Annotated in this window: 28 protein-coding genes and 1 tRNA gene; 21 read left to right on the plus strand and 8 right to left on the minus strand. The window is 46.9% G+C overall.

The genetic code is table 11. The features are described 5' to 3' along the window. Positions 1 to 32: 32 nt before the first annotated feature. The 10 genes from infC (at position 33) to C2755_RS04515 (ending at position 6,556) form a co-directional block, all read left to right on the plus strand. Positions 33 to 557: a translation initiation factor IF-3 gene (gene infC / locus C2755_RS04470; RefSeq protein ID WP_215322295.1), complete on the plus strand. Its 525-nt coding sequence runs from the start codon at positions 33 to 35 to the stop codon at positions 555 to 557. Positions 558 to 684: 127 nt separating this feature from the next. Then, a complete protein-coding gene (gene rpmI, locus C2755_RS04475) occupies positions 685 to 882 on the plus strand; it encodes a 50S ribosomal protein L35 (RefSeq protein ID WP_046330084.1) in 198 nt (65 codons plus the stop codon). A 25-nt stretch (positions 883 to 907) separates the two neighbouring features. Beyond that, positions 908 to 1,273 carry a 50S ribosomal protein L20 gene (gene rplT, locus C2755_RS04480; protein WP_011902675.1) on the plus strand — a complete coding sequence of 122 codons (366 nt, stop codon included), beginning with the start codon at positions 908 to 910 and terminating at the stop codon, positions 1,271 to 1,273. A gap of 25 nt (positions 1,274 to 1,298) precedes the next feature. After that, complete coding sequence (gene pheS / locus C2755_RS04485; RefSeq protein WP_215321975.1) at positions 1,299 to 2,345, plus strand: phenylalanine--tRNA ligase subunit alpha; 1,047 nt, start codon at positions 1,299 to 1,301, stop codon at positions 2,343 to 2,345. Between the two features lie 33 nt (positions 2,346 to 2,378). Then, positions 2,379 to 4,835 carry a phenylalanine--tRNA ligase subunit beta gene (gene pheT, locus C2755_RS04490; protein ID WP_215321976.1) on the plus strand — a complete coding sequence of 819 codons (2,457 nt, stop codon included), beginning with the start codon at positions 2,379 to 2,381 and terminating at the stop codon, positions 4,833 to 4,835. Between the two features lie 53 nt (positions 4,836 to 4,888). Further along, positions 4,889 to 5,212: an integration host factor subunit alpha gene (locus C2755_RS04495; RefSeq protein WP_072582283.1), complete on the plus strand. Its 324-nt coding sequence runs from the start codon at positions 4,889 to 4,891 to the stop codon at positions 5,210 to 5,212. Then, on the plus strand, positions 5,190 to 5,540 hold the full coding sequence (locus C2755_RS04500) for a MerR family transcriptional regulator (RefSeq protein WP_215321978.1): 351 nt from the start codon (positions 5,190 to 5,192) through the stop codon (positions 5,538 to 5,540). The genes C2755_RS04495 and C2755_RS04500 overlap by 23 nt, the downstream gene beginning before the upstream one ends. A 24-nt stretch (positions 5,541 to 5,564) precedes the next feature. Continuing rightward, a tRNA-Pro gene (locus C2755_RS04505) sits at positions 5,565 to 5,641 on the plus strand. A 36-nt stretch (positions 5,642 to 5,677) separates the two neighbouring features. Next, positions 5,678 to 6,091, plus strand: a complete 414-nt coding sequence (locus tag C2755_RS04510; RefSeq protein WP_215321979.1) for a PaaI family thioesterase — start codon at positions 5,678 to 5,680, stop codon at positions 6,089 to 6,091. A gap of 180 nt (positions 6,092 to 6,271) precedes the next feature. Continuing rightward, a complete protein-coding gene (locus C2755_RS04515) occupies positions 6,272 to 6,556 on the plus strand; it encodes an H-NS family nucleoid-associated regulatory protein (RefSeq protein WP_215321981.1) in 285 nt (94 codons plus the stop codon). Positions 6,557 to 6,636: 80 nt separating this feature from the next. Here C2755_RS04515 and C2755_RS04520 read toward each other — a convergent pair whose 3' ends face one another. Next, positions 6,637 to 7,335 (minus strand): excisionase family DNA-binding protein, encoded by a 699-nt coding sequence (locus C2755_RS04520; protein ID WP_215321983.1) that lies wholly within the window; start codon positions 7,333 to 7,335, stop codon positions 6,637 to 6,639. Between the two features lie 299 nt (positions 7,336 to 7,634). Between C2755_RS04520 and C2755_RS04525 the strand changes: the two genes are divergently transcribed. The 9 genes from C2755_RS04525 to bamC all read left to right on the plus strand — a co-directional run bounded on the left by C2755_RS04525 (position 7,635) and on the right by bamC (position 19,085). Continuing rightward, the gene (locus C2755_RS04525; protein WP_215321985.1) at positions 7,635 to 10,490 is read left to right on the plus strand and encodes a 2-oxoglutarate dehydrogenase E1 component; all 2,856 of its coding nucleotides are present in this window, start codon (positions 7,635 to 7,637) and stop codon (positions 10,488 to 10,490) included. Between the two features lie 48 nt (positions 10,491 to 10,538). Beyond that, the gene (gene odhB, locus C2755_RS04530; RefSeq protein ID WP_215321986.1) at positions 10,539 to 11,747 is read left to right on the plus strand and encodes a 2-oxoglutarate dehydrogenase complex dihydrolipoyllysine-residue succinyltransferase; all 1,209 of its coding nucleotides are present in this window, start codon (positions 10,539 to 10,541) and stop codon (positions 11,745 to 11,747) included. A gap of 12 nt (positions 11,748 to 11,759) precedes the next feature. Beyond that, positions 11,760 to 13,196, plus strand: coding sequence for a dihydrolipoyl dehydrogenase (gene lpdA / locus C2755_RS04535; protein ID WP_215321987.1), 1,437 nt, complete (start codon positions 11,760 to 11,762; stop codon positions 13,194 to 13,196). After that, positions 13,197 to 14,300, plus strand: coding sequence for a cell division protein ZapE (gene zapE, locus C2755_RS04540; RefSeq protein WP_215321988.1), 1,104 nt, complete (start codon positions 13,197 to 13,199; stop codon positions 14,298 to 14,300). A 9-nt stretch (positions 14,301 to 14,309) separates the two neighbouring features. Continuing rightward, a complete protein-coding gene (locus tag C2755_RS04545) occupies positions 14,310 to 15,161 on the plus strand; it encodes a 3',5'-nucleoside bisphosphate phosphatase (protein WP_215321989.1) in 852 nt (283 codons plus the stop codon). A gap of 53 nt (positions 15,162 to 15,214) precedes the next feature. Continuing rightward, the gene (locus C2755_RS04550; RefSeq protein WP_215321990.1) at positions 15,215 to 16,417 is read left to right on the plus strand and encodes a tryptophan--tRNA ligase; all 1,203 of its coding nucleotides are present in this window, start codon (positions 15,215 to 15,217) and stop codon (positions 16,415 to 16,417) included. A 9-nt stretch (positions 16,418 to 16,426) separates the two neighbouring features. Then, positions 16,427 to 16,990, plus strand: a complete 564-nt coding sequence (locus tag C2755_RS04555; RefSeq protein ID WP_251368541.1) for a bifunctional 2-polyprenyl-6-hydroxyphenol methylase/3-demethylubiquinol 3-O-methyltransferase UbiG — start codon at positions 16,427 to 16,429, stop codon at positions 16,988 to 16,990. Positions 16,991 to 17,067: 77 nt separating this feature from the next. Next, positions 17,068 to 17,940, plus strand: coding sequence for a 4-hydroxy-tetrahydrodipicolinate synthase (gene dapA, locus C2755_RS04560; protein ID WP_215322296.1), 873 nt, complete (start codon positions 17,068 to 17,070; stop codon positions 17,938 to 17,940). After that, the gene (gene bamC / locus C2755_RS04565) at positions 17,937 to 19,085 is read left to right on the plus strand and encodes an outer membrane protein assembly factor BamC (RefSeq protein ID WP_215321992.1); all 1,149 of its coding nucleotides are present in this window, start codon (positions 17,937 to 17,939) and stop codon (positions 19,083 to 19,085) included. Before dapA ends, bamC begins: the two co-directional genes overlap by 4 nt. A 61-nt stretch (positions 19,086 to 19,146) precedes the next feature. Here the strand turns inward: bamC and C2755_RS04570 are convergent, their stop codons facing one another. Continuing rightward, a complete protein-coding gene (locus C2755_RS04570; protein ID WP_215321994.1) occupies positions 19,147 to 19,314 on the minus strand; it encodes a hypothetical protein in 168 nt (55 codons plus the stop codon). Positions 19,315 to 19,424: 110 nt separating this feature from the next. Next, positions 19,425 to 20,549: a cupin domain-containing protein gene (locus C2755_RS04575; RefSeq protein ID WP_251368542.1), complete on the minus strand. Its 1,125-nt coding sequence runs from the start codon at positions 20,547 to 20,549 to the stop codon at positions 19,425 to 19,427. A gap of 162 nt (positions 20,550 to 20,711) precedes the next feature. Here C2755_RS04575 and C2755_RS04580 point away from each other — a divergent pair, with 162 nt between their 5' ends. Continuing rightward, a complete protein-coding gene (locus tag C2755_RS04580) occupies positions 20,712 to 21,311 on the plus strand; it encodes a peptidylprolyl isomerase (RefSeq protein ID WP_215321998.1) in 600 nt (199 codons plus the stop codon). 96 nt (positions 21,312 to 21,407) lie between these two features. Here C2755_RS04580 and cysE read toward each other — a convergent pair whose 3' ends face one another. Further along, a complete protein-coding gene (cysE, locus tag C2755_RS04585) occupies positions 21,408 to 22,172 on the minus strand; it encodes a serine O-acetyltransferase (RefSeq protein ID WP_215322000.1) in 765 nt (254 codons plus the stop codon). Positions 22,173 to 22,195: 23 nt separating this feature from the next. Beyond that, a complete protein-coding gene (locus C2755_RS04590) occupies positions 22,196 to 22,957 on the minus strand; it encodes an RNA methyltransferase (protein WP_251368543.1) in 762 nt (253 codons plus the stop codon). A gap of 130 nt (positions 22,958 to 23,087) precedes the next feature. Between C2755_RS04590 and C2755_RS04595 the strand changes: the two genes are divergently transcribed. After that, positions 23,088 to 23,876 carry an inositol monophosphatase family protein gene (locus C2755_RS04595; protein ID WP_215322002.1) on the plus strand — a complete coding sequence of 263 codons (789 nt, stop codon included), beginning with the start codon at positions 23,088 to 23,090 and terminating at the stop codon, positions 23,874 to 23,876. A gap of 32 nt (positions 23,877 to 23,908) precedes the next feature. On the opposite strand, the gene C2755_RS04600 is transcribed toward C2755_RS04595, so the two are convergent. Genes C2755_RS04600 through C2755_RS04610 form a run of 3 tightly spaced genes read right to left on the minus strand, consistent with a single transcriptional unit; the run spans position 23,909 to position 26,077 of the window. Further along, positions 23,909 to 24,691: a UDP-2,3-diacylglucosamine diphosphatase gene (locus C2755_RS04600; protein WP_215322004.1), complete on the minus strand. Its 783-nt coding sequence runs from the start codon at positions 24,689 to 24,691 to the stop codon at positions 23,909 to 23,911. Further along, positions 24,688 to 25,191 (minus strand): peptidylprolyl isomerase, encoded by a 504-nt coding sequence (locus C2755_RS04605; protein WP_215322006.1) that lies wholly within the window; start codon positions 25,189 to 25,191, stop codon positions 24,688 to 24,690. Before C2755_RS04605 ends, C2755_RS04600 begins: the two co-directional genes overlap by 4 nt. Beyond that, positions 25,163 to 26,077: a M48 family metallopeptidase gene (locus tag C2755_RS04610; protein WP_215322008.1), complete on the minus strand. Its 915-nt coding sequence runs from the start codon at positions 26,075 to 26,077 to the stop codon at positions 25,163 to 25,165. Before C2755_RS04610 ends, C2755_RS04605 begins: the two co-directional genes overlap by 29 nt. Positions 26,078 to 26,105 lie beyond the last annotated feature (28 nt).

Raw genomic sequence — 26,105 nt, forward strand, 5'->3', positions numbered from 1 at the left:
GTTTTTATTGTTTTTTTAAAGGAATTAAGAAGATCGCTACTGAAAAATTGCAGCGCATTAACCGGGAAATTACTGCCCCTGAAGTGCGTTTGATTGGAATTGATGGAGAGCCCATCGGTGTAGTTAAGTTGAGTGAAGCCCTGGCTTTGGCGGAAGAGAAAGAGACCGATTTGGTTGAAATTGCTCCGACGGCTGTGCCACCTGTAGTCCGCATCATGGACTTCGGCAAATTCAAATACCAAGAAGCCAAGCGGATGCATGAAGCTAAGCTGAAACAAAAAGTAATTCAGGTAAAGGAAGTGAAGTTTCGCCCTGGTACTGATGATGGTGACTACGGTGTGAAGCTACGCAATCTAATCCGCTTTTTGGAAGATGGCGATAAGACAAAGATTACGCTGCGGTTTCGGGGTCGTGAAATGGCCCATCAAGAAATCGGAGTTAGGGTGTTGGAACGTTTGAAGTTGGATCTCGTGGAATACGGCCAAGTCGAACAGTTTCCAAAGATGGAAGGCCGCCAGATGGTGATGGTATTGGCCCCTATCCGTAAGGCTAAGTAACTAGGTTCTACCTAGTTCTTATGAAGTGAGGCGCTGAAAGGTGCTGGTAGTTTGAAGTGCTTCTGGGTACAGGAAGAGTAACCGTCGGTTACCACCTATGTTGCACAAGTAATTGAAGGGGTGCTTTATGCCCAAGATGAAGAGCAAAAGTAGCGCTAAAAAGCGCTTCACGGTTCGCGCAGGCGGAACGATTAAACGAGGACAGGCTTTCAAACGCCACATTCTCACCAAGAAGACCACAAAGAATAAGCGTCACTTGCGTGGTACCACCGAAGTTGCGAAAGCTGACGTTAAGTCAATTCGCTCCATGCTTCCATACGCTTAACCTCAGACTAGATTAGGAGAAATAAATGCCAAGAGTCAAACGTGGGGTTACAGCAAGAGCCCGTCATAAGAAAATCACCGATGCCGCTACGGGTTACCGTGGCCGTCGCAAGAACGTATTCCGTATTGCTAAGCAAGCGGTTATGCGTGCTGGTCAATATGCATATCGTGACCGTCGCAATAAGAAACGTGTATTCCGCGCATTGTGGATTGCTCGTATCAACGCGGCAGTTCGTCAGCATGACATGACCTATAGCGTATTCATGAATGGCATGAAGAAAGCTGCGATCGAACTCGACCGCAAAGTGCTTTCTGATATGGCCATTGCTGACAAAGCGGCTTTTGCTGCTTTGGTTACTCGGATTAAATCCGTAGTAAACGCTGCAGCTTAATCTTAGTTTTCTAAACTAAGCTGCAATGGTTTCTCTCGACCACATTGTCGAGGATGCTAAACGTGATTTCCTCGGAGCTGCCGATGCGGCAGCTCTAGAGGACGCGAAAGCCAAGTATCTCGGTAAGTCAGGTGTTCTCACTGAGCGTTTAAAAGCGCTTGGTGGAATGTCGCCTGATGAACGCAAGAGTGCTGGCGCCCAAATTAATCAAATCAAAACCCAAGTAGAAGCTGCATTACAAGAGCGTCGCCAAGCTTTGGCTGATGCCGTCTTGTTGCAACGTCTTGCAGCGGAGTCTATCGATGTTTCCTTGCCTGGCCGTGGCCAAGCAGTAGGTAGCTTACATCCTGTGATGCGCACCTGGGAGCGTGTTGAAGAGATCTTCCGCTCCATTGGTTTTGATGTAGCAGATGGCCCTGAGATTGAAACCGATTGGTTTAATTTCACGGCCTTAAATAGTCCCGAGAATCATCCTGCTCGTTCAATGCAGGACACCTTCTATATTGATGGCAAAGATTCTAACGAGAAGCCTTTGTTATTGCGTACGCATACCAGCCCAATTCAGGTTCGTTATGCAAGTGAGCATGTTAAGAAATATGCTAATGCAGATGTGATGCCGCCAATCAAAGTGATTGCGCCAGGCAGAACATATCGTGTAGATAGCGACGCAACCCATTCACCAATGTTCCATCAAGTTGAGGGATTGTGGATTGCTGAGAGTGTTTCCTTTGCCGATCTCAAAGGTGTCTATACAGATTTCTTAAGAACCTTTTTTGAAACAAATGAGCTTAAAGTTCGTTTCCGCCCATCCTATTTCCCATTCACCGAGCCATCGGCTGAGATTGATATGGCCTTCGGTAGCGGCAAGCTTGCCGGCCGTTGGTTAGAAATCTCCGGAGCAGGGCAGGTTCATCCAAACGTCTTACGTAATATGGGTATTGACCCAGAGCGCTATACCGGCTTTGCATTTGGATCTGGTCTAGAGCGCTTAACGATGCTTCGTTACGGTGTAGATGACTTGCGCCTCTTCTTTGAAAACGATCTGCGTTTCTTAGCGCAGTTCCCTGCATAACATCATCATTACTACTTAACCTTAGATCGCGCTATGCAATTTTCTGAATCTTGGCTTCGTCAGTATGTAAATCCAGCACTCGATAGTGATGCGCTTGGTCATGCAATGACAATGGCCGGTTTAGAAGTTGAAGAGCAACATTCAGTAGCGCCAGCATTTACTAAGATCGTGATTGCGCAGATATTGTCTGCGGAGCAACACCCTGATGCAGACCGTTTACGTGTTTGTAAAGTAGACGCTGGGACTGGTCAAGAGTTACAAATTGTTTGTGGTGCGCCTAATGCGCGTGCCGGGATCAAGATTCCTTGCGCTATGGTTGGTGCTGAATTGCCTCCTGCTGAAGTCGGTGCTAAGCCATTCATGATCAAAGTAGGTAAGCTACGCGGTGTTGAAAGCCAAGGTATGTTGTGCTCTGGTCGTGAGCTCGGTTTGGGGGATGATCACGAAGGCATCTTAGAGTTACCTGCGGATGCGCCAGTTGGCAAAGATATTCGTGAATATCTGGATCTTGATGATCAAATCTTTGTTATTAAATTAACTCCAAATAAAGCCGATTGCCTCTCTTTGATGGGTATGGCAAGAGAAGTTTCCGCGATTACTGGCGCTGCGCTCTGCGCGCCGAAGTGGACGCCACCAGTAGTATCGATTGACGACAAGCGCAAAGTTACTGTGGAAGATGGAGAACTCTGCGGACGTTTTGCTGGTCGCGTGATTCGTGGTGTTAATCCGCAGGCTAAAACGCCCGAGTGGATTGTGCAGCGTTTATCTCGCGCAGGTCAAAGAAGTATTTCCGCATTAGTGGATCTCTCTAACTACGTCATGCTAGAGATGGGTCAACCTACCCACGTATTTGACATTGATAAATTGAATGGCGATATTACTGTTCGTTGGGCTAAAGCAGGTGAAACTCTCGAATTACTAAATGGTCAGAATGTGACTTTGCAGGGTCCTGACTCAGCAGGCAAATTACAAGATGCTGGTGTAGTTGCTGATCAATCCGGTCCAGTAGCGTTGGCTGGCATCATGGGCGGCAATCATTGCGCCGTATCCGATGAAACCAAGAATATTTATGTTGAGGCTGCTTATTGGTTGCCATCAGCCATTCAGGGACGTGCCCGTCGTTTTAACTTCAGCACTGATGCAGCTCATCGCTTTGAGCGTGGTGTAGATCCACAAAATACGGTTAAATGTCTGGAGTATCTCAGTGCCTTAATTATTGAGGTCTGCGGTGGTCAAGCTGGCCCAGTAGATGATCAAGTATTGAATGTGCCAGAACGTAAGCCAGTCAAAATGCGTTTGGCTAGAGCAGAAAAAGTCATTGGTATTCCACTGACAAATGAAGTGGTTGCTGATGTATTTCAGCGTCTTGGTTTTGAGTTTAAGCAAGAGGGCGATGCCTTTGTTGTAACGCCTCCAAGCTATCGTTTCGATATTGAGATCGAAGAAGATTTGATTGAAGAAGTCGCACGTATGTACGGCTTTGAAAATATTCCGGATCAACCGCCAGTAGCCTCATTGAAGATGAGTGCTAAAGCAGAAGCAAAACGCGGTGTGCATTTATTGCGCCAGCGTTTGGCTCTCCAAGGTTATCAAGAGGCGGTAAATTTTGGTTTTACAGATCTCGAAAGTGAAAAGCGTTTAACTGGCGTCACTGAAAAGGACATCATTGCAGTGCTAAATCCTATTGCTAGTCAATACGGTGTGATGCGCAGCACGCTATGGGGTGGCTTGTTAAATAACCTCAAGGCTAATTTGAACCGTGGAGCAGGTCGTGTCCGTCTGTTTGAGACTGGCCGTGTATTTAAACGTGACACCAATGTTCAAGAAGAAGCTGGCAAAGTAGCCGGTTTTCATCAACCCCAAAAAATTGGTGGCCTTGCTTATGGATCTTTTGTTCCAGAGCAATGGGCTAATGTAACCCGTGCGGTTGATTTCTTTGATGTGAAGGGTGATTTGGAGCGTGTTTTAGACCCTCTGCATTTTGTCACTGAAGCTGCACAGCACCCAGCATTGCATCCGGGTCGCAGTGCGAAGATATTCTTGACTGTAGCCAAGAATCGTATCGAAGTGGGGTTCATTGGTGAGCTTCACCCGGGCTTACAACAAGCTTACGAATTGCCGCAGGCCCCCGTTCTATTTGAGTTAGACTTAAACCCTATTCGTGAGCTTGGCTTGCCGGCGCCTGAAGAGTTGAGTAAATTCCCTGCAGTGCAACGTGATTTAGCCTTGGTTGTGAAGCAAAGCGTTTCTGCGCAGTCCCTCTTGGATGCAATGGCTGCTAGCAAGCAAAATTTTGTGCGTAATATTGAACTCTTTGATGAGTTTAAGCCTAAGGCTGGATCAAGCAGTATGGCGGATGATGAGAAGAGCTTGGCTTTCCGAGTAACCCTCTTAAACCCTAATGAGACATTGCAGGATCCCCAAATTGATGCAGTAATGGCAGCTTTATTAAGTGCAGTTGAGAAAAAGTGCGCAGCCCGTTTGCGCTAGGTTTAGTATTAGGTATAAATCAAATAATTAATTAGTTACCAAAGAGACAAGCAATGACTGAATTGATTTCTAATGACACTGTTACCAAGAATGAGCTATCCGAAGCCCTTTTTGATCAAGTTGGACTAAATAAGCGCGAAGCAAAAGATATGATCGATGCCTTTTTTGATCGTGTTGGTCAATCTCTTGAAGCGGGCGTAGAAGTTAAGATTTCTGGTTTTGGTAATTTTCAGTTGCGCAATAAATCGGCTCGTCCTGGCCGAAATCCAAAGACAGGTCAAATGATTCCGATTGCAGCTAGACGCGTAGTTACATTTCACGCAAGTCAAAAGCTTAAAGATGTAGTGGAGTCACATGCTCGAGAAAACCGAGTTTGATGCTAGCTCAGCGCTGCTGAGCTCTCAACTTCCCCCGATACCAGCAAAGCGCTATTTCACAATTGGTGAAGTAGCTGATCTTTGTGGTGTCCGCTCTCACGTGCTGCGTTATTGGGAGCAGGAGTTTACTCAACTCAGCCCACAGAAGCGCCGTGGTAACCGTCGTTACTACCAGCACCATGAAGTGGTCTTGATCAGAAAGATTCGCTCTCTCCTCTATGAAGAGGGCTTTACGATTAGCGGTGCTCGCAATCGTCTTGAAGAAGCCCGTGGCGATCTGCGTCTGCGTGAAGAATTGCAAATGGTTCTGCAGATTCTCTCTAAATAGTTACTGCTACAATTTTGCTTTCGTCGGGGCGTAGCGCAGCCTGGTAGCGTACATGCATGGGGTGCATGTGGTCGGAGGTTCAAATCCTCTCGCCCCGACCATTCAAACTAATCCCACCATCTCAAAGCACCATCTCCATGACAAGCGATACAAAACCCGTTGAATACTTTGGTCTCAAAATTCCTTTTTTGGCGCATTTGGGCGTAGTTCCTGAGTATGCAAAAGAGGGTAAGTCCCGTATCAGTCTTGATCTTAAGCCTGAGTATGAGAACAGCTTTGGTATTGCCCATGGCGGTGTCATCATGACGCTCCTGGATTTTGCAATGGGGGCAGCTGCTAGGAGTATTTCCGACATTCCCTTGGGGGCCATGACGATTGATATGTCGGTCAGCTTCTTGCGTCCCAGTACCGGCAAAATAGTGGTGGAGGGCACTATCCTCAAGCCCGGAAAGACGATTAACTACTGCGAAGCCATTGTTTTGAATGAAGCGGGGGAGATAACTGCTAAATCCAGCGGTACATTTATGCTCAGAAAATCAAAAACAGTTTAATTAAATATAATATTTATAAAGATTATGTCTTTTATTAATCTGAACTGATATAGCCCTAATGAATATAGTTCATTATTCTGAATAATATATATTGCCTGATTAATTAATTTATATATAATCATCTGATATGGCTTAGATAAGCCCTATAAAATAACCTATTATTCGGAGAGTAAAAAGAATATGTCTTCTTATAAAGAGCTTTTAGCCCAACGCGAGCAGTTGGATAAACAGATTAAAGAAGCAATTGCCCATGAAAAAGCTGATGGCATTGCCAAGGCCAAAGTCATTATTGAGCAATATGGCTTAACTGCATCCGATCTATTTAGCCGTAAAGCCGGCGCAAAGAGTGCTGGCGGTAAAGTGGCTCCTAAATACCGCAATCCATCTACAGGCGAAACCTGGACTGGTAGAGGTAAGGCGCCAAAGTGGATTGAAGGCAGAGATCGTAGTAGCTATTTGATCTAAGTCCTTGTTTTTTGGCTTTAGTACTAAAGGCCGCTATAAGCGGCCTTTTGATTTGCTCCTTTCTTGAGCTTAATTGTCGTCTAAGTGCACTTCCTAGCCAAAGCCTCTACAAATAGGGGTTCTAGTAACTCATGCCGACTGCCATGAGGCCAGTTTCCCCCAGCCTCTGGATTAGTTGCGGGGTAACCAATAATGAGTGGATTGAGGTCAATTAAGCCGTTTTCAAGCTCCTGTTTGATGCTTTCGCTCAGGGGGTGCTTGCCGCCAGAGTTCTCATCTGCCAGCGCAACCACACCAGGGTGCAGCTTGATAAAACCTTCATCTACTAGAATAGGTATGCGCTGTGTATCCCTGTTTTTACTCAGATAATGAATTAAATGGACTTGCTCAACCGGCGGTATGAGTGCGTCTAGAAAGATGAGGTCAGGGGCTATGGAAACAGCCTTCATTAGACCCTCCAGGCTATCTACCGCCATTTCCATGTCTACCTTGAGCTGCCAATCGGCAATGGACTCTAATAATTCTTGGCCATTCTCGGATCTTCTAAATATCCCCATGGCAACGCAGTTTTGAGTGGTCTTTTGACGCATAGCCCTTTTTCTGCGCTGTAATTGCTGTTCTAAAGAGCTTGCTAATATACGTCTGTGACCCCCACGGGTTTTCCAGGCAATGAGTTCACCTAATTCCACCATTTTCTGAACGGTGCCCAGGGAAACCTGTAAAACCTTGGCGCTTTGCCGAGTGCTGAGATATTCCGTTTCTGGGGTAATTGATTTCATATTTCCCTTAATTTCATTTAATTGTTTGAAGATTTAGAGAATAAAAATCAAATTCATTTGAATCTGTCGGTAGACCTTTAAAGCGGGGTAGGAAAGTTCTTATTAATTCTCTTTTATAGGGAGATACCCCAAAATTCCTTGAAATCAGGGAAAGCCCTTTATGTATCAATGGTCATTCGTGTTAAATTACACCTGTAGTACCAGTATTCGCACAGATCAATTCGCTAAACGGTAGAGCCGTGTAACGAATGGTTTTAACCACAGTTTTTATTCGGGAAACCCGATGAAAGGTGAGCATCATGATGCAGGATCAAAGAGATAATTCCTATCTCTTCGGCGGAAACGCACCCTACGTAGAGGAACTCTACGAATCCTACTTGCACGATCCAGCTTCGGTAGCTGATCATTGGCGAGACTATTTCGATAACGTGAAACAGGTGCCTGCGGTTGACGGTTCATCTCGAACGGACATTGCCCACGCACCTATTGTTGCTTCATTTGCTGAGCGCGCTAAGCAAGGCCCCATCAGAACGATTTCTGATTCGGCCGACTCAGAGATGGGCCGCAAACGCGTTGCTGTTCAGCAGTTAATTGCCGCGTACCGTAACGTCGGCAATCGCTGGGCAAACTTAGATCCATTAAAGCGGACTGAGCGCCAGGATATTCCTGAGTTAGACCCCGCTTTCTATGGCTTTACTGATGGCGATATGGACATCGTCTTCAATACAAGTAATACATTCTTCGGTAGAAACGAAATGTCCCTGCGCGATTTGCTCCAAGCATTGCGCGAGACATACTGCGGCACGATTGGTGTCGAGTTTATGTTTATTGCCGATCAGAAAATTAAGAAGTGGTGGCAAGAAAAATTAGAGTCTATTCGCTCAACCCCACAATTTAATGTGGATGAGAAGCGTCATATCTTGGATCGTATTACTGCTTCTGAAGGCTTAGAGCGTTACCTTCAAGCTAAGTATGTTGGTCAAAAGCGCTTCTCCCTTGAAGGTGGTGAGAGCTTCATCGCCTGTATGGATGAGTTGATTCGTGACTCTGGCAACAAAGGTATTCAAGAGATCGTCATTGGTATGGCTCACCGTGGTCGTCTCAACGTGTTAGTCAACACCTTGGGCAAAATGCCTAAAGACTTGTTTGCTGAGTTTGAGCACAAGGGACCAGAAACATTGCCTGCGGGTGACGTTAAATACCACCAAGGTTTCTCAAGCGATATTTCTACTCCTGGCGGTCCGGTTCACTTGTCATTGGCATTTAACCCATCCCATTTAGAGATTGTTAACCCAGTGGTTGAAGGTTCTGCACGTGCTCGCATGGAGCGTCGTGGTGATATGTTGGGCGAGCAAGTCATGCCGGTGTTAGTTCACGGTGATGCTGCGATTGCAGGTCAGGGTGTGATGCAAGAAACATTGGCAATGTCAGAAGTTCGTGGTTATTCCACGGGCGGCACAATGCACATTGTGATTAATAACCAAATTGGTTTCACAACCTCAGATCCGCGTGACTTGCGTTCAAGCCTGTATTGCACGGACATCATGAAGATTGTGGATGCCCCGGTATTGCATGTGAACGGCGACGACCCTGAAGCGGTAGTCTTGGCGACCAAGTTGGCTGTTGAGTTCCGTATGAAGTTTCATAAGGACGTAGCAGTTGACATCATTTGCTTCCGTAAATTGGGCCATAACGAGCAAGATACCCCAGCAATGACTCAGCCTTTGATGTACAAAATCATTGCCGCACATCCTGGCACACGCAAGCTATATGCCGATAAATTAGAAACACAAGGCGTATTGCCTCCTGGTACTGGTGACCTCATGGTCAAAGAGTACCGTGCTGCAATGGACGAAGGTAAGCAAACCTCCGATCCAGTGTTGAGCAACTTCAAAGGCAAGTTTGCAGTGGATTGGTCTCCGTTCTTGAATAAGAAGTGGACCGATGAAGCTGATACAGCGATTCCATTAACAGAGTGGAAGCGTTTGGCTGAGAAGATTTCTACTATTCCTGAAGGTTTTAAGGCCCATCCATTGGTTGCTAAGGTATATAACGACCGCGCTGCCATGGGTCGTGGTGAGGTGAACGTGGATTGGGGTATGGGTGAGCATATGGCTTTCGCATCCCTGGTTGCTAGTGGTTACCCAGTGCGTTTATCTGGTGAAGATAGTGGACGCGGCACCTTTACCCACCGTCATGCTGTATTGCATGAGCAAAACCGTGAGAAGTGGGATACCGGTACTTATGTCGCTCTTCAGCACGTCACCAAAGATCAAGCGCCATTTGTAGTGATTGACTCAATTCTTTCTGAAGAGGCTGTTTTGGGTTTTGAATACGGCTATGCCGCTGCAGAACCAAACACCTTAACAATTTGGGAAGCGCAATTCGGTGACTTCGCTAACGGCGCTCAAGTAGTGATTGACCAGTTCATCGCCTCAGGTGAAGTGAAGTGGGGTCGTGCGAATGGTTTGGTCATGATGTTGCCGCATGGTTACGAAGGTCAAGGCCCAGAGCATTCCTCTGCACGTCTTGAGCGCTTTATGCAGTTATGTGCCGACACTAATATGCAGGTGATTCAGCCGACTACTGCGGCGCAGATCTTCCACGTGTTGCGTCGTCAAATGATTCGTCAGTTCCGCAAGCCCCTGATCTTGATGACTCCTAAATCATTGTTGCGTAACAAAGAGGCGGCATCACCTTTATCTGAATTTACTAAAGGCGGTTTCCAAACCATCATTGGTGAGCGTGATGACTCTATCGATGCAAAGCAAGTTACCCGCTTAGTCATGTGTTCTGGCAAGGTCTATTACGACTTGGTTAAGCAGCGCGCTGAGAAGAAGATTGCTGATGTAGCGATCATTCGCTTAGAGCAGTTGTATCCATTCCCGCACAAAGCCTTGACTGCTGAGATGAAGAAATATCCGAAATTGGAAGACGTGGTGTGGTGTCAAGACGAGCCGCAAAACCAAGGTGCTTGGTTCTTTGTCCAGCACAACATCTTGGAAAACATGTCTGATGGTATGAAGTTGGGCTATGCGGGCCGTCCTGCATCAGCATCACCAGCTTGTGGTTATGCCCATCTCCACCAAGAACAGCAGAAGTCTTTACTGAATGCGGCATTTGCCAAACTCAAAGGTTACGTGATCACGAAATAATCGTCTTCATAACTCAACATACACACATACATACAAACAGGATTAATCATGGCTATTTTCGAAGTTAAAGTTCCACAACTCTCCGAGTCAGTTGCTGAAGCAACTTTGTTGCAATGGAAAAAGAAGGTTGGTGACGCTGTTGGTCAAGACGAGATCTTGATCGAAATCGAAACAGACAAAGTTGTTCTCGAAGTTCCAGCGCCTTCCGCTGGTGTTTTGACAGAAATCGTTGTTGCTGACGGTGGTACCGTTGTTGCCGAGCAATTGATTGCAAAGATCGACAGCACTGCAGTTGCCGCTGCTGCTCCTGCAGCCGCCGCACCTGCTCCAGCTGCTGCTCCTGCAGCAGCACCAGCAAAAGCAGCCGCTCCCGCTGCTAAAGCTGGCGCAGCTGCCGCTCCTTCAGCTGCAAAAATTCTTGCTGAGAAAAATATTGATGCTGGTCAAGTTGCCGGTTCTGGTCGTGATGGTCGTATCACCAAAGGTGATGCATTGAATGCTTCTGCAGGCGGCGCTAAATCTGCTGCATTACCAAGCGCACCGGTTCCAATGGGCGATCGCCCAGAAGAGCGTGTACCAATGAGCCGTTTGCGTGCTCGTATTGCTGAGCGTTTGCTTGAGTCCCAAGCTAACAACGCCATCTTGACTACATTCAATGAAGTCAACATGGCTCCAGTAATTGCTATGCGCAATAAGTACAAAGATCAGTTTGAAAAAGTTCATGGTGTGAAGTTGGGCTTCATGTCTTTCTTCGTTAAAGCAGCTACACATGCTTTGAAGAAATTCCCACTCTTGAATGCATCTGTTGATGGCAATGACATCGTTTACCACGGTTACTTTGATATTGGTATCGCAGTAAGCTCACCACGTGGCTTAGTAGTTCCGATTTTGCGTGACGTTGACCAAATGAATTTGGCTGACATTGAGAAGAAAATTGCCGAGTTCGGTGCCAAGGCTCGCGATGGAAAATTGTCGATTGAAGAGTTGACTGGCGGCACATTCTCCATCTCTAACGGCGGCGTATTCGGATCAATGTTGTCTACTCCGATCATCAACCCGCCACAATCTGCTATTTTGGGTATTCATGCAACTAAAGATCGTGCTGTTGTTGAAAACGGTCAAGTAGTTGTTCGTCCAATCAACTATCTTGCTTTGTCATATGATCACCGCATCATTGACGGCCGTGAGGCTGTGCTTGGTTTGGTTGCTATGAAGGATGCGTTGGAAGATCCTTCACGTCTTCTCCTTGATTTGTAAAAGGGGAAGATCATGAGCCAAGTATTTGACGTAGTGGTTATTGGTGGTGGCCCTGGTGGCTACATCGCCGCAATTCGTGCAGCACAACTCGGGTTTAAGGTTGCCTGTGCTGAATCTAGTTCCTACGATGATCCTAAAGGTGAAACACGTTTGGGTGGTACCTGCTTAAATGTTGGTTGTATTCCCTCTAAGGCGCTGTTGGCGTCTTCGGAAGAGTTTGAAAAGATCAGCCATCATGCTGCAGATCATGGCATTAAAGTGGGTGCAGTAAGTATCGACTCTAAAAAGATGATCGCCCGTAAAGACGATATCGTTACCAAAATGACGGGTGGTATTCAGTACCTGTTCCGTAAAAACAAAATCACATTGTTAAAAGGCCATGCTTCGTTCGAAGGTAAGGGCGCCGATGGATATCAAGTGAAGATTGACGGCAAAGATAAAGAAACGGTTACCGCAAAGAATGTCATTATTGCTACCGGCTCTAAAGCACGTCACCTCCCTGGTGTCGCTGTAGATAACGTCTTGATCTGCGATAACGAAGGTGCACTCAAGTTTGACTCCGCCCCTAAGAAATTAGGTGTAATTGGTGCTGGTGTAATCGGCCTGGAGTTGGGCTCTGTATGGCGCCGTCTTGGTGCTGAAGTGACCGTGCTTGAAGCGATGCCTTCATTCTTGGGTGCTTGTGATATCGGTATTGCTAAAGAAGCTCAGAAGCTCTTTGCTAAGCAAGGCTTAGATATTCATACTGGCGTGAAGATTGGCGATGTTAAGGCTGACAAGAAAGGTGTAGTGGTTAATTACACCGATAGCGCTGGTAAGGCTGCTAAGTTGGAATGTGAGCGCTTAATTGTTTCAGTTGGTCGTGTACCTAACACGGACAAATTGGGTTTAGATAAGATTGGCCTTAAAGTGGATGAGCGTGGCTTCATTCCAATTGATGATCACACTTGTGCTACTGCAGCGCCTGGCGTTTACGCGGTTGGTGATGTAGTACGCGGCCCTATGTTGGCACACAAAGCAGAAGATGAAGGTGTCTTGGTTGCTGAAGTGATTGCTGGCCAAAAACCCCATATCGATTACAACTGCATTCCTTGGGTGATCTATACCGATCCTGAAATTGCTTGGGTTGGTAAAACTGAACAAGCACTCAAAGAGGCAGGCATTGCTTATAAAGTAGGTCAGTTCCCTTTTGCTGCTAATGGCCGTGCATTAGGCATGGGTCGCGCTGATGGTTTCATTAAGGTCTTAGCTGATGCCAAGACTGATGAAATTCTTGGCATACATATTATTGGCGCCAATGCTTCAGACTTGATTGCTGAAGCAGCGGTTGCAATGGAATTCAAAGCAGCAGCAGAAGATATTGCTCGTATCTGTCATGCACATCCAAGTTTGTCTGAAGTGATGCGCGAAGCAGCGTTGGCGACAGATTCACGTGCATTAAATATGTAATTGAAAACCATTGAGTTTTACCAACAAGAGTTAAAGACGCGCGGGTATCAGAGTGATCCCGCGCAGCTTCGCGCTGTAGAGCGTCTTCAGGAATGTGAAGATCAATGGATTGCTTATAAAGAAATCCGTAGCAATACCTTAAAGAAAAAGATATTTAAACCAACGCTCCCTCGTGGCATTTACTTATGGGGCGGGGTAGGTCGTGGCAAATCTTTCTTAATGGATTGCTTTTATGCAGCCTCACCATTAGAAAAGAAAATCCGCATTCATTTCCATGAGTTCATGCGTGAAGTCCATCGCGAACTCCATGAGTTATCGGGTTTATCAGATCCGCTGGACGAGCTGGCTAAGCGTATTTCAAATCGCTATCGTCTTATTTGCTTTGATGAGTTTCACATCAACGACATCGCTGATGCGATGATTCTCTATCGCTTACTAAGCGCACTCTTTGTCGATCGCGTGCAGTTTGTGATGACATCAAACTATCGTCCAGATCAGCTTTATCCGAATGGTTTACATCGAGATCGATTGATTCCTGCTATTAAGCTGTTGGAAGAAAAGCTAGATGTCTTGAATGTAGATGCAGGTAATGATTACCGTCGGGTTCAAATGGCGCAGGTCGAGGCTTATCTCACTCCGGTCAATGCAGAAACACAAGCAACGCTCGGTCAAATGTTTCAAACCTTAATTGGCAATCAAAAAGAGGCGCGTAATCCAGTCCTCAATATTGAGTCCCGTGAGTTACGACCGCTTCACATGGCGGACGGTGTAGTTTGGTTCGACTTTAAAACTTTGTGCTGTGGCCCACGCTCACAAAACGATTATCTAGAGATTGCTAACCAGTTTCATACTGTGATTTTGTCTGGGGTGCCCTATATGCCCCCAAGAATGACAAATGAAGCCCGCCGCTTTATTTGGCTAATCGACGTCTTGTATGACCACAAGATTAAGTTAATCATGTCTGCTGAGGTCCCGGCCCCAGATTTATACACTGAGGGCCAAATTACGGCTGAATTCTCTCGAACCGTGTCCCGTTTGATTGAGATGCAGTCTCGTGACTACCTAGATGCACCGCGCCGGGTAATTGATACCAGCTTGACCTAAAATAGGCTTATGAGCAGCTTTTCACCAATAAACGCCGACTTGCATTGCCATTCAGTGATTTCTGATGGCACATTGACGCCTGAACAGTTAGCAGAGCGTGCAAAAGCCAATGGAGTGCATTTGTGGGCACTAACCGATCATGATGAATTGGGCGGTCAGAAACGTGCGCGAGAGGCTGCTAGTGCACTAAAGATCGACTACCTTGCTGGCGTAGAAATTTCCGTCACTTGGATGGGTGAGACGATTCATATTGTTGGCCTTGGAATTGATGCTGAGCATGCTGGCATCATCGAAGGACTTCGCCGCACACGTGATGGCCGAGGTAATCGCGCCAAACTCATGGCCGAACAATTACTCAAAGCAGGTATACCTGGGGCTTATGAAGGCGCACTGCATTTCGCAGGTAATCATGACTTGATTTCAAGAACACACTTTGCGCGTTTCTTAGTAGAGCAGGGTGTATGCCGCAATACCGAACATGTATTTAAAAATTATTTAATTGAAGGTAAGCCGGGATATATACCTCATCAGTGGGCTACTCTAGATCACGCTGTTAGCTGGATTAAATCAGCAGGTGGTGTAGCGGTGATTGCCCATCCTGGACGCTACAGTAGACTCAATGCCATGCAAATGGACGAGCTCTATAAACACTTTAAGGATATTGGTGGCCTAGCGATAGAGGTAATTACTGGTAGCCATAGTCCGGACCAGTACAAAACCTTTGCAAAAATTGCACAGCAATATGGCTTTTTAGCCTCGCGTGGCTCCGATTTTCATGATCCAAGCGAGAGTCATATTGATTTAGGAAATTTGCCACACTTACCAGACCATCTGACTCCAGTATGGTCTGCCTTTCATTAAACGATAGATTCATTAAATCCATCATTACTTAACCACTTAGAAAAAGAATACAGATGTTTGCTGAACGCGTTCTCTCTGGCATGCGACCAACCGGTAGCCTGCACTTGGGTCACTACCATGGTGTTTTAAAGAACTGGGTGCGCTTGCAGTCTGAGTATCCATGCTTTTTCTTTGTAGCAGATTGGCATGCGTTAACCACTCACTACGAAACTCCAGACGTGATTGAGCAGTCTGTATGGGAAATGGTGATTGATTGGTTGGCAACAGGCGTGGATCCAAATCAGGCGACCTTGTTTATTCAAAGCAAAGTGCCTGAGCATGCCGAGCTTTTTCTATTGCTTTCTATGGGAACCCCATTGGGCTGGCTTGAGCGGGTGCCCACCTACAAAGATCAAATCGAGAAACTCAAGGAAAAAGATCTCCAAACTTATGGTTTCTTAGGTTATCCATTGCTACAGGCGGCCGATATATTGATGTATCGCGCCCAGTTGGTGCCGGTAGGTGAAGATCAGGTGCCACACGTAGAGATGACTCGTGAAGTGGCGCGCCGCTTTAATTACTTATACGGACGCGAGCCCGGCTTTGAAGAAAAAGCCTTAGAGGCAGTTAAAAAATTAGGCAGCAAACGCGCCAAGATGTATGCGGAATTACGAGTGGCATTTCAAGAGCGTGGTGATGATGAGGCGTTGGAACAAGCTAAAGCATTGCTGCAAGAAGCGCAGAGTTTATCGATGGCTGATCGCGAAAGACTCTTTGGCTTTTTAGAAGGTGCCCGCAAAATTATTCTGCCTGAGCCACAAGCGCTTCTCACAACGGCATCACGTATGCCTGGTATCGATGGTCAGAAGATGTCTAAGTCTTACGGCAATACCATCAGCATTCGCGAAAATCCCGAAGATGTGACTAAAAAGATTCGTACGATGCCAACGGATCCAGCGCGTGTCCGAAGAACCGACGCCGGAGATCCAGCACGTTGCCCTGTATGGCAACTGCATACTGTTTACTCCAATGAGGAAACAAAACAATGGGTTGATAAGGGTTGTAAATCCGCTGGTATTGGATGTCTCGAGTGCAAGCAACCGGTAATTGATTCAATTTTGGCTGAGCAGCAACCGATGTTTGAACGTGCACAGAAGTATTTGGATGATCCTAGTTTGCTGCGTTCCATCATTGCCGATGGTTGCGATAAAGCACGCAAGGTTGCTCAAGAAACCATGCGTGAGGTTCGCGAAGCAATGGGCCTTGCTTACGATTGAGCCTTGATCTTGCCTAGCCCGCACGATGCCATTTTGAATGCCTCTCCTTGGGTAAGGAGGTTTGCGCCCCTCATAGCAAAAGGCGGGGTGGTGCTGGATTTAGCTTGCGGATCAGGTCGGCATTCTGAATTCCTAGCCAACATGGGTCATGATGTCCTAGCGGTTGATCAAGATGTCACAGCGGTAGGTTCTGTTGGGAACCCTTTAATCACTCCAAAGAATCTCAATCTTGAACAGGCTGATTGGCCTCTGATTGGTTCGGAGTTCATTGCGATCGTAGTGACAAACTACCTCTATCGACCGCACTTAGACCAATTACCCAAAATGCTGCAAAAGGGTGGTGTTTTGATCTACGAAACCTTTGCCCTGGGAAATGGGGAATTTGGTAAGCCATCCAACCCTAATTTCCTGCTAAATCCAGGGGAATTACTCGCTTTTGCCTCTTGTCATGGTCTTAAGGTAGTGGCTTATGAGGATATTTATGTAGATCAACCCAAACCAGCTATGGTTCAGCGCCTGTGCGCGGTAAAAGGTGAGCTAAAACAGCGCATTCCGTTACAATTTCAGGGTTAAGACAGCTAAAAATCGGTGCATATTCGGTGACAAATACAGCTCATTCCAAAGGTAGCAAAAAGCCCATCGCTGGCAGCATGCCGGCTATCGTGACTCCCATGTTCGAAGATGGCAGCTTGGATTACGCTAGCTTGCGTTCATTGTTGGATTGGCATGTGTCTGAAGGTACTGACGGCATTGTGATTGTTGGCACTAGCGGTGAGTCTCCAACAGTTTCTGTTGAAGAGCATTGCGAGCTCATTCGCGTGACAGTCGAGCAAATTGCCGGACGTATTCCAGTGATTGCCGGTACCGGCGGTAACTCTACGATTGAAGCGATTGAGTTAACCAAATTTGCTAAGCAGGTTGGCGCGGATGCCAGCTTGCAGGTAGTACCGTATTACAACAAGCCAACCCAAGATGGTATGTTTGCGCACTTTAAAAAGATTGCAGAGTCGGTGGATTTGCCAGTGATTTTGTATAACGTTCCCGGTAGAACGGTTGCTGATTTGGCTGGTGATACTGTGGTTCGTTTAGCGGGTGTGCCAGGCATCATCGGTATTAAAGAGGCAACAGGCAGCTTAGAGCGTGGCACCTTATTGATCAATGATCTCAAGTGTGCCGGCCATCAAGACTTCTCCGTATTTTCTGGCGATGATCTCACGGCCGCCATGCTCATGTTGATGGGCGGTAAAGGTAATATTTCTGTCACGGCTAATATTGCTCCACGCTTGATGCATGAGCTCTGCGTAGCCGCTATGTCAGATGATGTGAAAAGAACCCGTGAAATTCAATATCAATTGATTGCAGTTCATAAGGCCATGTTCACAGAGGCCAACCCAATCCCCGTGAAGTGGGCATTGCATGAAATGGGCAAGATTACTGCTGGCATTCGTTTGCCATTAACACCTTTAAGCATTTCTTTGCGTGAGCCTTTGAAGGCAGCGTTAAAACAGGCCAACCTATTATGATGAATTTGCTCTCACTATACCGTCGATATTTTTCGATTCTGGCTTTAATCGTTATCGCTTCTGCCGCGTTGACTGCCTGTAAATCAGTTACTAGTAACGATACCGTTGACTATAAGAGTGCAGGGGCTGTGCGCGGCCCTAATTTGTCATACCCTCCTGACTTGATCACGGCACAGGCTGATCGACGCTACATCGTTCAGGATGGCGCAGCGACGATGTCCGAATACAATGCCGCAGTGAAGAAATCAACGCAGTTGCGCAGCAACGTCATGACAGGTATTCCTGGTATGCGAATTGCGCGTGATGGTGAGCGTCGTTGGTTGGTTGTTGAAAAACCAGCCCCTGAGCTCTACCCACAAGTAAAAGATTTTTGGCAAGAAAATGGTTTCTTGTTAGTGGTAGATTCTCCATCAACCGGCATTATGGAAACCGACTGGGCAGAAAATCGGGCGAAGATTGCGCAAGATTGGATTCGCTCAACGATTGGTGGTGCAATCGACTCTATTTATGACACTGGTGAACGCGATAAATACAAAACTCGTCTTGAGGTATCCAAGCCAGGCGAGACAGAAATCTACATTACTCAACGCGGTGCGATTGAGAAATGTACAACCGACACAACAGGCGCTTGTTTATCTACCATTTGGACCGCTCGTCCAAATGATCCTGAGTTAGAGGCCGCATTCCTGGCTCGTTTGATGGAGCGCTTAGGCATGACGCAAGAGCAGGCTAAAGCAATGGTTGCAGTGCCTCTTGGCCCTAAAACGCCTAAAGCGAAGTTTGTTCAGGAGGGCACTAACCAAGCCTATATCGAGCTCAGTGCTGGCTTTGATCGCTCTTGGCGTGATGTTGGATTGGCTCTGGATCGCTCTAACTTCACGGTTGAGGATCGGAATCGCTCAAGTGGTGTTTACTATGTTCGTTACGTGAATCCTAAAGACTTGGGCGATACCAAGGGCTTCTTCTCCAACCTCTTTAGCAGTAAAGATGAGTCTGGTATGAAGGCCAAAAAATATCAGGTGCTAGTGAAGAGTACTGGTGAGAATTCTGCGAATGTCTATGTACAGGGCGCGGATGGCAAACCAGAAAATACGCCCGCTGGTTATCAGTTGCTGACTTTATTAACGGAGCAACTAACAAAGTAGTAGATTTTTAAAGGAAATAAAAAAGCCGCTTTTCAGCGGCTTTTTTTCTTCATGAAGAAGATTACTTCTTAGCATCAGCAGCAGGAGCAGCTGGAGCAGCAGCAGGAGCTTCAGCAGCAGGAGCAGCTGGAGCAGCAGCAGGAGCTTCAGCAGGTTTTGCTTCTTCTTTTTTACCGCAAGCGGCCAAGGCGATTGCAAACATTGCAGCGATAACGAGTGACTTCTTCATTTGTAAATTCCTTTAAAAAAATTAATAACAATTACCGGTAATTGTTCTCTGGATATACCGAGGGATTGCCCCTAAGTAGTTTCCAGCAACAATTATATCCATCTCCGCCTTCAGTGCTCAAAAACCAACCAGCCGGCTAAATAAGCCTCATAAAGGCTAGATTGATCAAGCTGTTTTAGCCTGCCTGCCCTCAGCTCTTTATGGGCAGAGAGGGTTTGCCAGGCCGCAAGAATATCTGGAGCTTGTCCCTGGGTCATGGATTCTCCATTGCAATATACCTGTTCCCCAAGGCTCAGAATACGGGTTTGCGGGTGAGGTAGAAGTTTGCTGGATCGAAGCTTTCTAAGAAATTCTTGGGGCTTCAGGGGCTTATCGGGGGCATCAAACAGAGCCTGTTGTTTAGGTTCCGAAAGGTAGGCGGTAATACCGGGCAGAAACCCATCAATTTGGTCTAGTTTCAGCTCTTTGAGTTTTGAGCCTAGTTGTTTGATGAGCTCTTCCGGCAATTGCTCTGCACTATGAGTTGCGCCCTGTTTAGGGTCTGCAAACTTGCTCTCTAGCGCGGGAATATCCTCCAAAGATTCTGCTAGGCGCCACAAACCTTCTTGCAGTAATTCTTTAAAGCTGGGGGAGCGAAATCCAACAGACCATGTTTGGCAACCCGCATCTAGTGCAATGCCATCATGAGCAACATGCGGTGGTAAATACAGCATATCGCCAGGCTCCAAAGTCCACTCTTGTTCGGACTTAAAGTTGCGCAGAATTTTTAGCGGTAGATTAGGGTTGAGACTCAGATCTTTTTGTTCTGAAATTTTCCACCGCCTTCTGCCAGACATTTGAATTAGGAAGACGTCGTAAGAATCAAAGTGGGGCCCAACGCCCCCTCCAATGCCAGCAATGCTAATCATTAAGTCATCTAAGCGCGCATCAGGAATAAAGCGGAACCAAGACAGAATTTTTGTAGCTGCTGGATGATGTGCCTCCATTCCTTGAAGCAATAAAGTCCAGTCGGGTTTGTCGATCGATGGAATGGCCTTTTTAGAAAACGGTCCGCTATCAAAGCTCCATGGATTGGATTTAACCAAGCGCGCCTCTACCTCATCTTGCAGGGCAAATTTGAGTAACTCTTTGGTGGGAATTGGGCTATCCAGGGGCTCACCATTCCTAGCTGAAAGGGCAAATGCCGGAATCGCCCCGCGGATGAGAAGGGGCTTTTTATGCCAATACCGCGCCATGAACTGGTCTGGGCTAATACCCCCAAATAAGGCCCAGGGCTCCTCTAAAGGGAGCTTTGAGGGGGCCCGAGGCGGCTCATAGGGTTTGCTCAAGTAAAATGAGGTCATAAAGTAAAAAGCTGTTTAGAAACTGATTAAAAACGAATGTTCGACAAATTCCGCATGAAGATTGAAAAAAATACCATCGTATCCCTTCGCTATAAGCTAACCGATGCGCAAAACAATGTCATCGAGGAGCCCGATTCTCCGATGGTATACCTGCACGGAGGTTATGAAGGTACTTTTCCTAAAATTGAGAATCTGCTTGATGGCCAAGATATTGGTTATGAGGCAACGATTCAGCTTGAGCCTAATGAAGCTTTTGGTGAATATGATCCTGAGTTGTTAAAAATCGAGCCACGTACCCGTTTCCCTGAGCCGTTAGAAGTGGGGATGCAGTTTGAAGGCGTTCCTGATGCAGATGAGGACGCGACTGTAGATGATTCTGAAGATGGTGAACCTTTAATCTATACCGTTACGGATGTTGCAGACAGTCAAGTGGTATTAGATGGCAATCATCCGTTAGCAGGCATGGCATTACGTTTTTGGGTTCAAGTGGAAGATGTTCGCGCAGCTACTGATGATGAAATTGAAAATCGTCATCCAGAGGGCGGCGAAAGTTTTTCATTTGGGATGCCTAATGATGAGGGCGATGATGAAGATGAAGAATTTCCAGGCGGCGCATTAGGTGGTGATAGCACGGGCCCACGTACGCTACATTAATTAAAACCAAGTTTGAATAAAGAAAGGAATAGCATGCTATTCCTTTTTCTTTGCATCATTTCTTCTGCATGACCCCCAATAGGTAACCGCAAATCACTACTCCCTTAGCCACTGTTTAATAGCATCAAGGTCGCGTTTGGTATCGCTAGAGCCTTCAGCATCAGGGCCAGTAGGCGTGTTACTTAACTTGGCTAAAGCCTGCTCTAGCGCTGCAATCTTGGCTTCCTGTTCGATCGTGGCATCGATCAAACCTTTGAGCGCCATTGATACAGGATCATCTACATTCGGCGTCACTCCATAAGCAGAAAAATATTCCTTTGTTTTGCTATCAGGACTTTGTGGTAAATCTGGATGCAGGATGCGCGCAGGAATACCAACCGCAGTCGCACCTGCAGGAATTTCTTTTAGAACCACGGCATTGGATCCAACGCGTGCGCCATCACCCACAGTAAATCCGCCGAGAACTTTTGCGCCCGCACTGACCACAACACCTTTACCAAGGGTGGGGTGGCGCTTAACGCCTTTATAAAGCGAAGTGCCGCCCAAGGTAACGCCTTGATAAATTGTGCAGTCATCGCCAATTTCTGTGGTCTCACCAATCACAATACCGAGTCCATGATCCAAAAATACTCGGCGACCAATCTTTGCACCAGGATGAATTTCTATCCCAGTGAAAAAACGCGCAAACATGGACAGCACGCGGGCAAGCCATTTCAGACCAAGATTCCACAGAAAATGGGAGATGCGATGCAGCCAAACTGCATGCAAGCCTTGATAGCAAGTGATGACCTCGAGACGATTCCGGGCTGCTGGGTCTCTGGCAATGATGGAGTCGACTTGGTCGAATAGGGGATATGACATAGCTTGATTTTAACGGGATGCGCTTATTTTCTCAGGAGCATCTGTTTTGCAATGCCGCGCAGCAGATCAATCTCTTCTTTATGAAGGCGGCTACGGGCAAATAGCGCTTGAATACGGGGCATCAGTTTCTTGGGGTTGGTTGGGTCTAAATAGCCAATGGCCTCCAGACCTTGGCGCCAATGTTCCACCATGGCTGCAATAGCTGCAGGGTCTGCAAAATCAGCCATTTCTTCCCGGCCCGCTAAGGCATTACGCACGCCTGTATGCTGGCTGAGTGTTTCCCTGAGGGTGTAGGCGCAGACCATGATTGCCTGGGCCAAGTTAAGAGACGGGTAGTCTGGATTGGCATCTAACCAGACTCTATGGGTGCATAAGGCCAAATGATCGTTATCCAAGCCAGTTCTTTCGGGACCAAAGAGCAGGGCAACCTTTCCTTCTGCTGATGTCGCATCGGCTATTAAGGTCCGAGCGGCCTCCCAGTCTAAGGCTGGCGGGCCAAACTCTCGATCACGGCTGGTTAGGCCTAAAACTAGTGAGCAACCCTCTACGACGGAGGTTAATGAACTGCTTTCTGAGGAGCGCTCAAGGATATCTACCGCACCGCTGGCTAAAGCAATGGCATCCGCATTGACTGATACGTCTTTGATCTTGGGATTAATAAGGCGCAGGTCGCTAAAGCCCATAGTTTTAAGGGCGCGAGCAGCAGAACCCACGTTTCCTGGGTGACTGGTTTCGACTAAAACCCAGCGTAGTAGTTCAGATTTGTCGATATTCATCAATGCCATTGGGGGTGTTTATAGGGGGTAATGGATGCTAATCGTTTAGAATCAGACTGTTAGCTTCGTATTGTCATGCAATTTTCTTTTTGCAGGCATTACAAGGAGCTTGTTCTTATTTAATTTGTCCATCAATACTATGCATCCCATGTTAAATGTGGCCGTCAAGGCCGCCCGTCGCGCTGGAACAGTCATTAATCGTGCTTCTTTGAATTTAGAGCGCTTGCAAGTTGACCGTAAGCAACACAACGATTTCGTCACCGAGGTGGACAAAGCCGCAGAAGCGGCCATCATTGAAACGCTGAGCGAGGCCTATCCAACCCATGGATTTTTGGCTGAAGAAACAGGCGAACACAATGCGGATGCAGAAAACGTTTGGATCATCGATCCGCTAGATGGCACAACCAATTTCATTCACGGCTTTCCGCAGTATGCGGTTTCGATTGCGCTGGCAGTGAATGGCGTGATTCAACAAGCCGTTGTTTACGACCCAACTCGTGATGAGTTATTTACCGCTACCCGTGGTGCGGGCGCGTATTTGGATCGTCGGCGTTTGCGTGTAGCCACGCAAGATCGCTTGGCAAATTCTTTGCTCGGTACCGGATTTCCGTATCGTGAAGACCAGGACTTAGAAAAGTATTTAAAGATTTTTGCTGAAATGTCACGTCAATGCGCGGGCTTACGTCGCCCAGGCGCTGCATCATTGGATTTGGCTTATGTAGCAGCTGGTCGTTACGATGGATTTTTTGAGAGCGATCTCAAACCATGGGACATGGCCGCCGGTGCTTTGCTAATCACTGAAGCGGGCGGGCTGATTGGTAACTATCGTGGTGAAGAAGGCTTTCTGAAAAGCGGTGAAGTGATGGCTGCCAATCCACGTATCTTTGCACAAATGGTGCAGTCACTCTCTAAATACTCAGCGTCTTAATTCAATCTCTCAACCCGAGAAGTCAGTAGCGCTTAGTGCTTAATAAGGTCGAGATAGCGCGCTCCAGCACTATCGATCAATAGGGCGCTTGCCCTAGGGTGAAGACTCTCAGGGTGATCGAGATCCCAGTCGGATAAAACCCAACGCTGCCAAGTCTGGGTGTTTAAAGATTCTTCATGATGGGCCGGCAAGTGAGTATGCCCATGAATTAATCTGTCTCCAGATTGATCTTTCATTACATCTGCACAAGCTTCTCGCGTCACATCCATTTTGAGTTGACTTGCGGCAGAGCGTAGCTGCGTTTGATATTGACCATGACTATTGCTGCGTAGATGCTGGGCAACACCTCTGCGCCAATTGAGGGGTAGAGTTAAAAAGAGTTTTTGCACCCATGGTTTTCTGACCCAACTACGAAATAGCTGGTAGCCAAAGTCTGCAGTACATAAAGCATCACCATGAGCTAAGACCCATTTGTGTGAAGCTAATTCAACTAAGCTAGGATCTGGCAAGAGCGTCATGCCAGTTTTTTTAATAAAACTTTTGCCGATTAAAAAATCTCGATTGCCATGGATGTAATATGTTTTTACTTTGGCAGAAAGGTTGGCGATGGCACGCTGAACTTCTTGTTGAAAAGGTGAGGATGCGGATGCATCATCACCTACCCAATACTCAAATAAGTCACCCAGAATAAATACAGCCTCAACTTTAGGAGCTTCTTTTTCACAGAAGTCGAAAAAGCGTTGCGCCGTCAAGGGCATTGACGGCGTCAGGTGTAGGTCTGATATGAGCAGTGCGCTCGCGTATTGCGGGATCATTCCTCGAGAACAGTGGCCTTCTCAATCACAACATCTTCAGCTGGAACGTCTTGATGAAAGCCGGAGCTACCAGTCTTGACTTTGCGAATGGTGTCAACGACATCCATGCCGCCAGTAACCTTGCCGAATACTGCATAACCCCAGCCTTGGGCATTCGGAGCGGTGTGATTTAGAAAATCATTGTCATTCACATTGATGAAGAATTGAGCAGTTGCAGAATGAGGGTCGCTGGTTCGCGCCATAGCTACAGTGTAGCGATCATTTTTGAGGCCATTATTGGCTTCGTTTTCAATTTCTGCGCCTGTTGACTTTTGCTTCATGCCGGCAGTCATGCCGCCGCCTTGAACCATAAAGTTATCAATCACACGATGAAAAATCGTGCCATCGTAATGACCGCTTTTTACGTATTGCAAGAAGTTAGCAACACTTTTGGGTGCCTTAGCTGCATCAAGAGTAAGGGTGATATCACCCTTATTGGTTTTTAAGAGTACTTTCGCCATTATTAGTTCTACTTTCTGGAAGGTTGGTTGATGGAGCATTGCTTGGCAGAGTATCTGCGGAATTGAGGGCGCGATTAACAGGGCGCTTTGCGGGGGGCTTGAGTACGTCCAAGAGCGCTTTAGCGCGGTTGGAGTACTGACGCTGATTCAGCAATGCATTTTTTGCAGCGTCTTCATATGCTTGAGCACCAAGGCGAATATAGATCTCACCCAGATTGGCTGAGGCAATGGCATAGCTAGGGCGCAGCTTTAATGCAAGCTCTAAATAATCTCGCGCTTCAATCCATTGGCCTTGGTTGGCAGCTATCGCTGCAAGATTATTGTAGGGTTCTGGCAATTCAGGGAACTGCTGAGTAATTTCAATCAAGGTTTTTTTAGCTTGATCGAATTGGCGCATCTCAATTTGTAAGCGCGCTTTTACAAAACGCAATTGCACATTACGTGGCGTCTTCTTAAGGTCCACATTGATTTGGGTAACCGCATCTTGATATTTGCGCGCCTTGATGAGCTTTTCTACATCGGATGGCACCGCATTTTTGGTGATGGGGTCCGGCTCAATAATCAAGAAGGACATAAATGGGACGCCAACGGTCTCTGATAGCTCTGGATTTAATGGGTCATAGCCCACATCCGCCGATAACCTGGGAGGATCAGTTGGGCTGTAGCCACCTAAATAGGGTTGTGGGGCCAATTGTCCCGACTTCATTTCCCGGGTATTTAATGCCTGAATTTCAGCATCCGCACGTTGCTGAGCGGGCGTGCTGCACCCTGTCATTAGCACCAATGACACCAAAGTGGCAAAAGTTAGGGCTAAGACCTTATTCGGGGTAATTTGTGGCGCTGGGGCGTTGTGGGGCATAGAGGAAGGGGTGTGAAACGGGCTCATTCGATATACTCAGCGCTCAGTCTAACAA

Origin of the sequence: Polynucleobacter sp. MWH-S4W17, from assembly GCF_018687535.1 — a bacterium.
Lineage (GTDB): Bacteria > Pseudomonadota > Gammaproteobacteria > Burkholderiales > Burkholderiaceae > Polynucleobacter.

Excerpts from the sequence above, each read along its gene's own strand:
- rpmI (WP_046330084.1), top strand. The coding sequence starts at position 685 with ATGCCCAAGATGAAGAGCAAAAGTAGCGCTAAAAAGCGCTTCACGGTT.
- rplT (WP_011902675.1), top strand. The coding sequence starts at position 908 with ATGCCAAGAGTCAAACGTGGGGTTACAGCAAGAGCCCGTCATAAGAAA.
- pheS (WP_215321975.1), top strand. The coding sequence starts at position 1,299 with ATGGTTTCTCTCGACCACATTGTCGAGGATGCTAAACGTGATTTCCTC.
- pheT (WP_215321976.1), top strand. The coding sequence starts at position 2,379 with ATGCAATTTTCTGAATCTTGGCTTCGTCAGTATGTAAATCCAGCACTC.
- C2755_RS04495 (WP_072582283.1), top strand. The coding sequence starts at position 4,889 with ATGACTGAATTGATTTCTAATGACACTGTTACCAAGAATGAGCTATCC.
- C2755_RS04500 (WP_215321978.1), top strand. The coding sequence starts at position 5,190 with ATGCTCGAGAAAACCGAGTTTGATGCTAGCTCAGCGCTGCTGAGCTCT.
- C2755_RS04510 (WP_215321979.1), top strand. The coding sequence starts at position 5,678 with ATGACAAGCGATACAAAACCCGTTGAATACTTTGGTCTCAAAATTCCT.
- C2755_RS04515 (WP_215321981.1), top strand. The coding sequence starts at position 6,272 with ATGTCTTCTTATAAAGAGCTTTTAGCCCAACGCGAGCAGTTGGATAAA.
- C2755_RS04520 (WP_215321983.1), bottom strand. The coding sequence starts at position 7,335 with ATGAAATCAATTACCCCAGAAACGGAATATCTCAGCACTCGGCAAAGC.
- C2755_RS04525 (WP_215321985.1), top strand. The coding sequence starts at position 7,635 with ATGATGCAGGATCAAAGAGATAATTCCTATCTCTTCGGCGGAAACGCA.
- odhB (WP_215321986.1), top strand. The coding sequence starts at position 10,539 with ATGGCTATTTTCGAAGTTAAAGTTCCACAACTCTCCGAGTCAGTTGCT.
- lpdA (WP_215321987.1), top strand. The coding sequence starts at position 11,760 with ATGAGCCAAGTATTTGACGTAGTGGTTATTGGTGGTGGCCCTGGTGGC.
- C2755_RS04545 (WP_215321989.1), top strand. The coding sequence starts at position 14,310 with ATGAGCAGCTTTTCACCAATAAACGCCGACTTGCATTGCCATTCAGTG.
- C2755_RS04550 (WP_215321990.1), top strand. The coding sequence starts at position 15,215 with ATGTTTGCTGAACGCGTTCTCTCTGGCATGCGACCAACCGGTAGCCTG.
- dapA (WP_215322296.1), top strand. The coding sequence starts at position 17,068 with ATGCCGGCTATCGTGACTCCCATGTTCGAAGATGGCAGCTTGGATTAC.
- bamC (WP_215321992.1), top strand. The coding sequence starts at position 17,937 with ATGATGAATTTGCTCTCACTATACCGTCGATATTTTTCGATTCTGGCT.
- C2755_RS04570 (WP_215321994.1), bottom strand. The coding sequence starts at position 19,314 with ATGAAGAAGTCACTCGTTATCGCTGCAATGTTTGCAATCGCCTTGGCC.
- C2755_RS04575 (WP_251368542.1), bottom strand. The coding sequence starts at position 20,549 with ATGGCGCGGTATTGGCATAAAAAGCCCCTTCTCATCCGCGGGGCGATT.
- C2755_RS04580 (WP_215321998.1), top strand. The coding sequence starts at position 20,712 with ATGAAGATTGAAAAAAATACCATCGTATCCCTTCGCTATAAGCTAACC.
- cysE (WP_215322000.1), bottom strand. The coding sequence starts at position 22,172 with ATGTCATATCCCCTATTCGACCAAGTCGACTCCATCATTGCCAGAGAC.
- C2755_RS04590 (WP_251368543.1), bottom strand. The coding sequence starts at position 22,957 with ATGGCATTGATGAATATCGACAAATCTGAACTACTACGCTGGGTTTTA.
- C2755_RS04595 (WP_215322002.1), top strand. The coding sequence starts at position 23,088 with ATGCATCCCATGTTAAATGTGGCCGTCAAGGCCGCCCGTCGCGCTGGA.
- C2755_RS04600 (WP_215322004.1), bottom strand. The coding sequence starts at position 24,691 with ATGATCCCGCAATACGCGAGCGCACTGCTCATATCAGACCTACACCTG.
- C2755_RS04605 (WP_215322006.1), bottom strand. The coding sequence starts at position 25,191 with ATGGCGAAAGTACTCTTAAAAACCAATAAGGGTGATATCACCCTTACT.
- C2755_RS04610 (WP_215322008.1), bottom strand. The coding sequence starts at position 26,077 with ATGAGCCCGTTTCACACCCCTTCCTCTATGCCCCACAACGCCCCAGCG.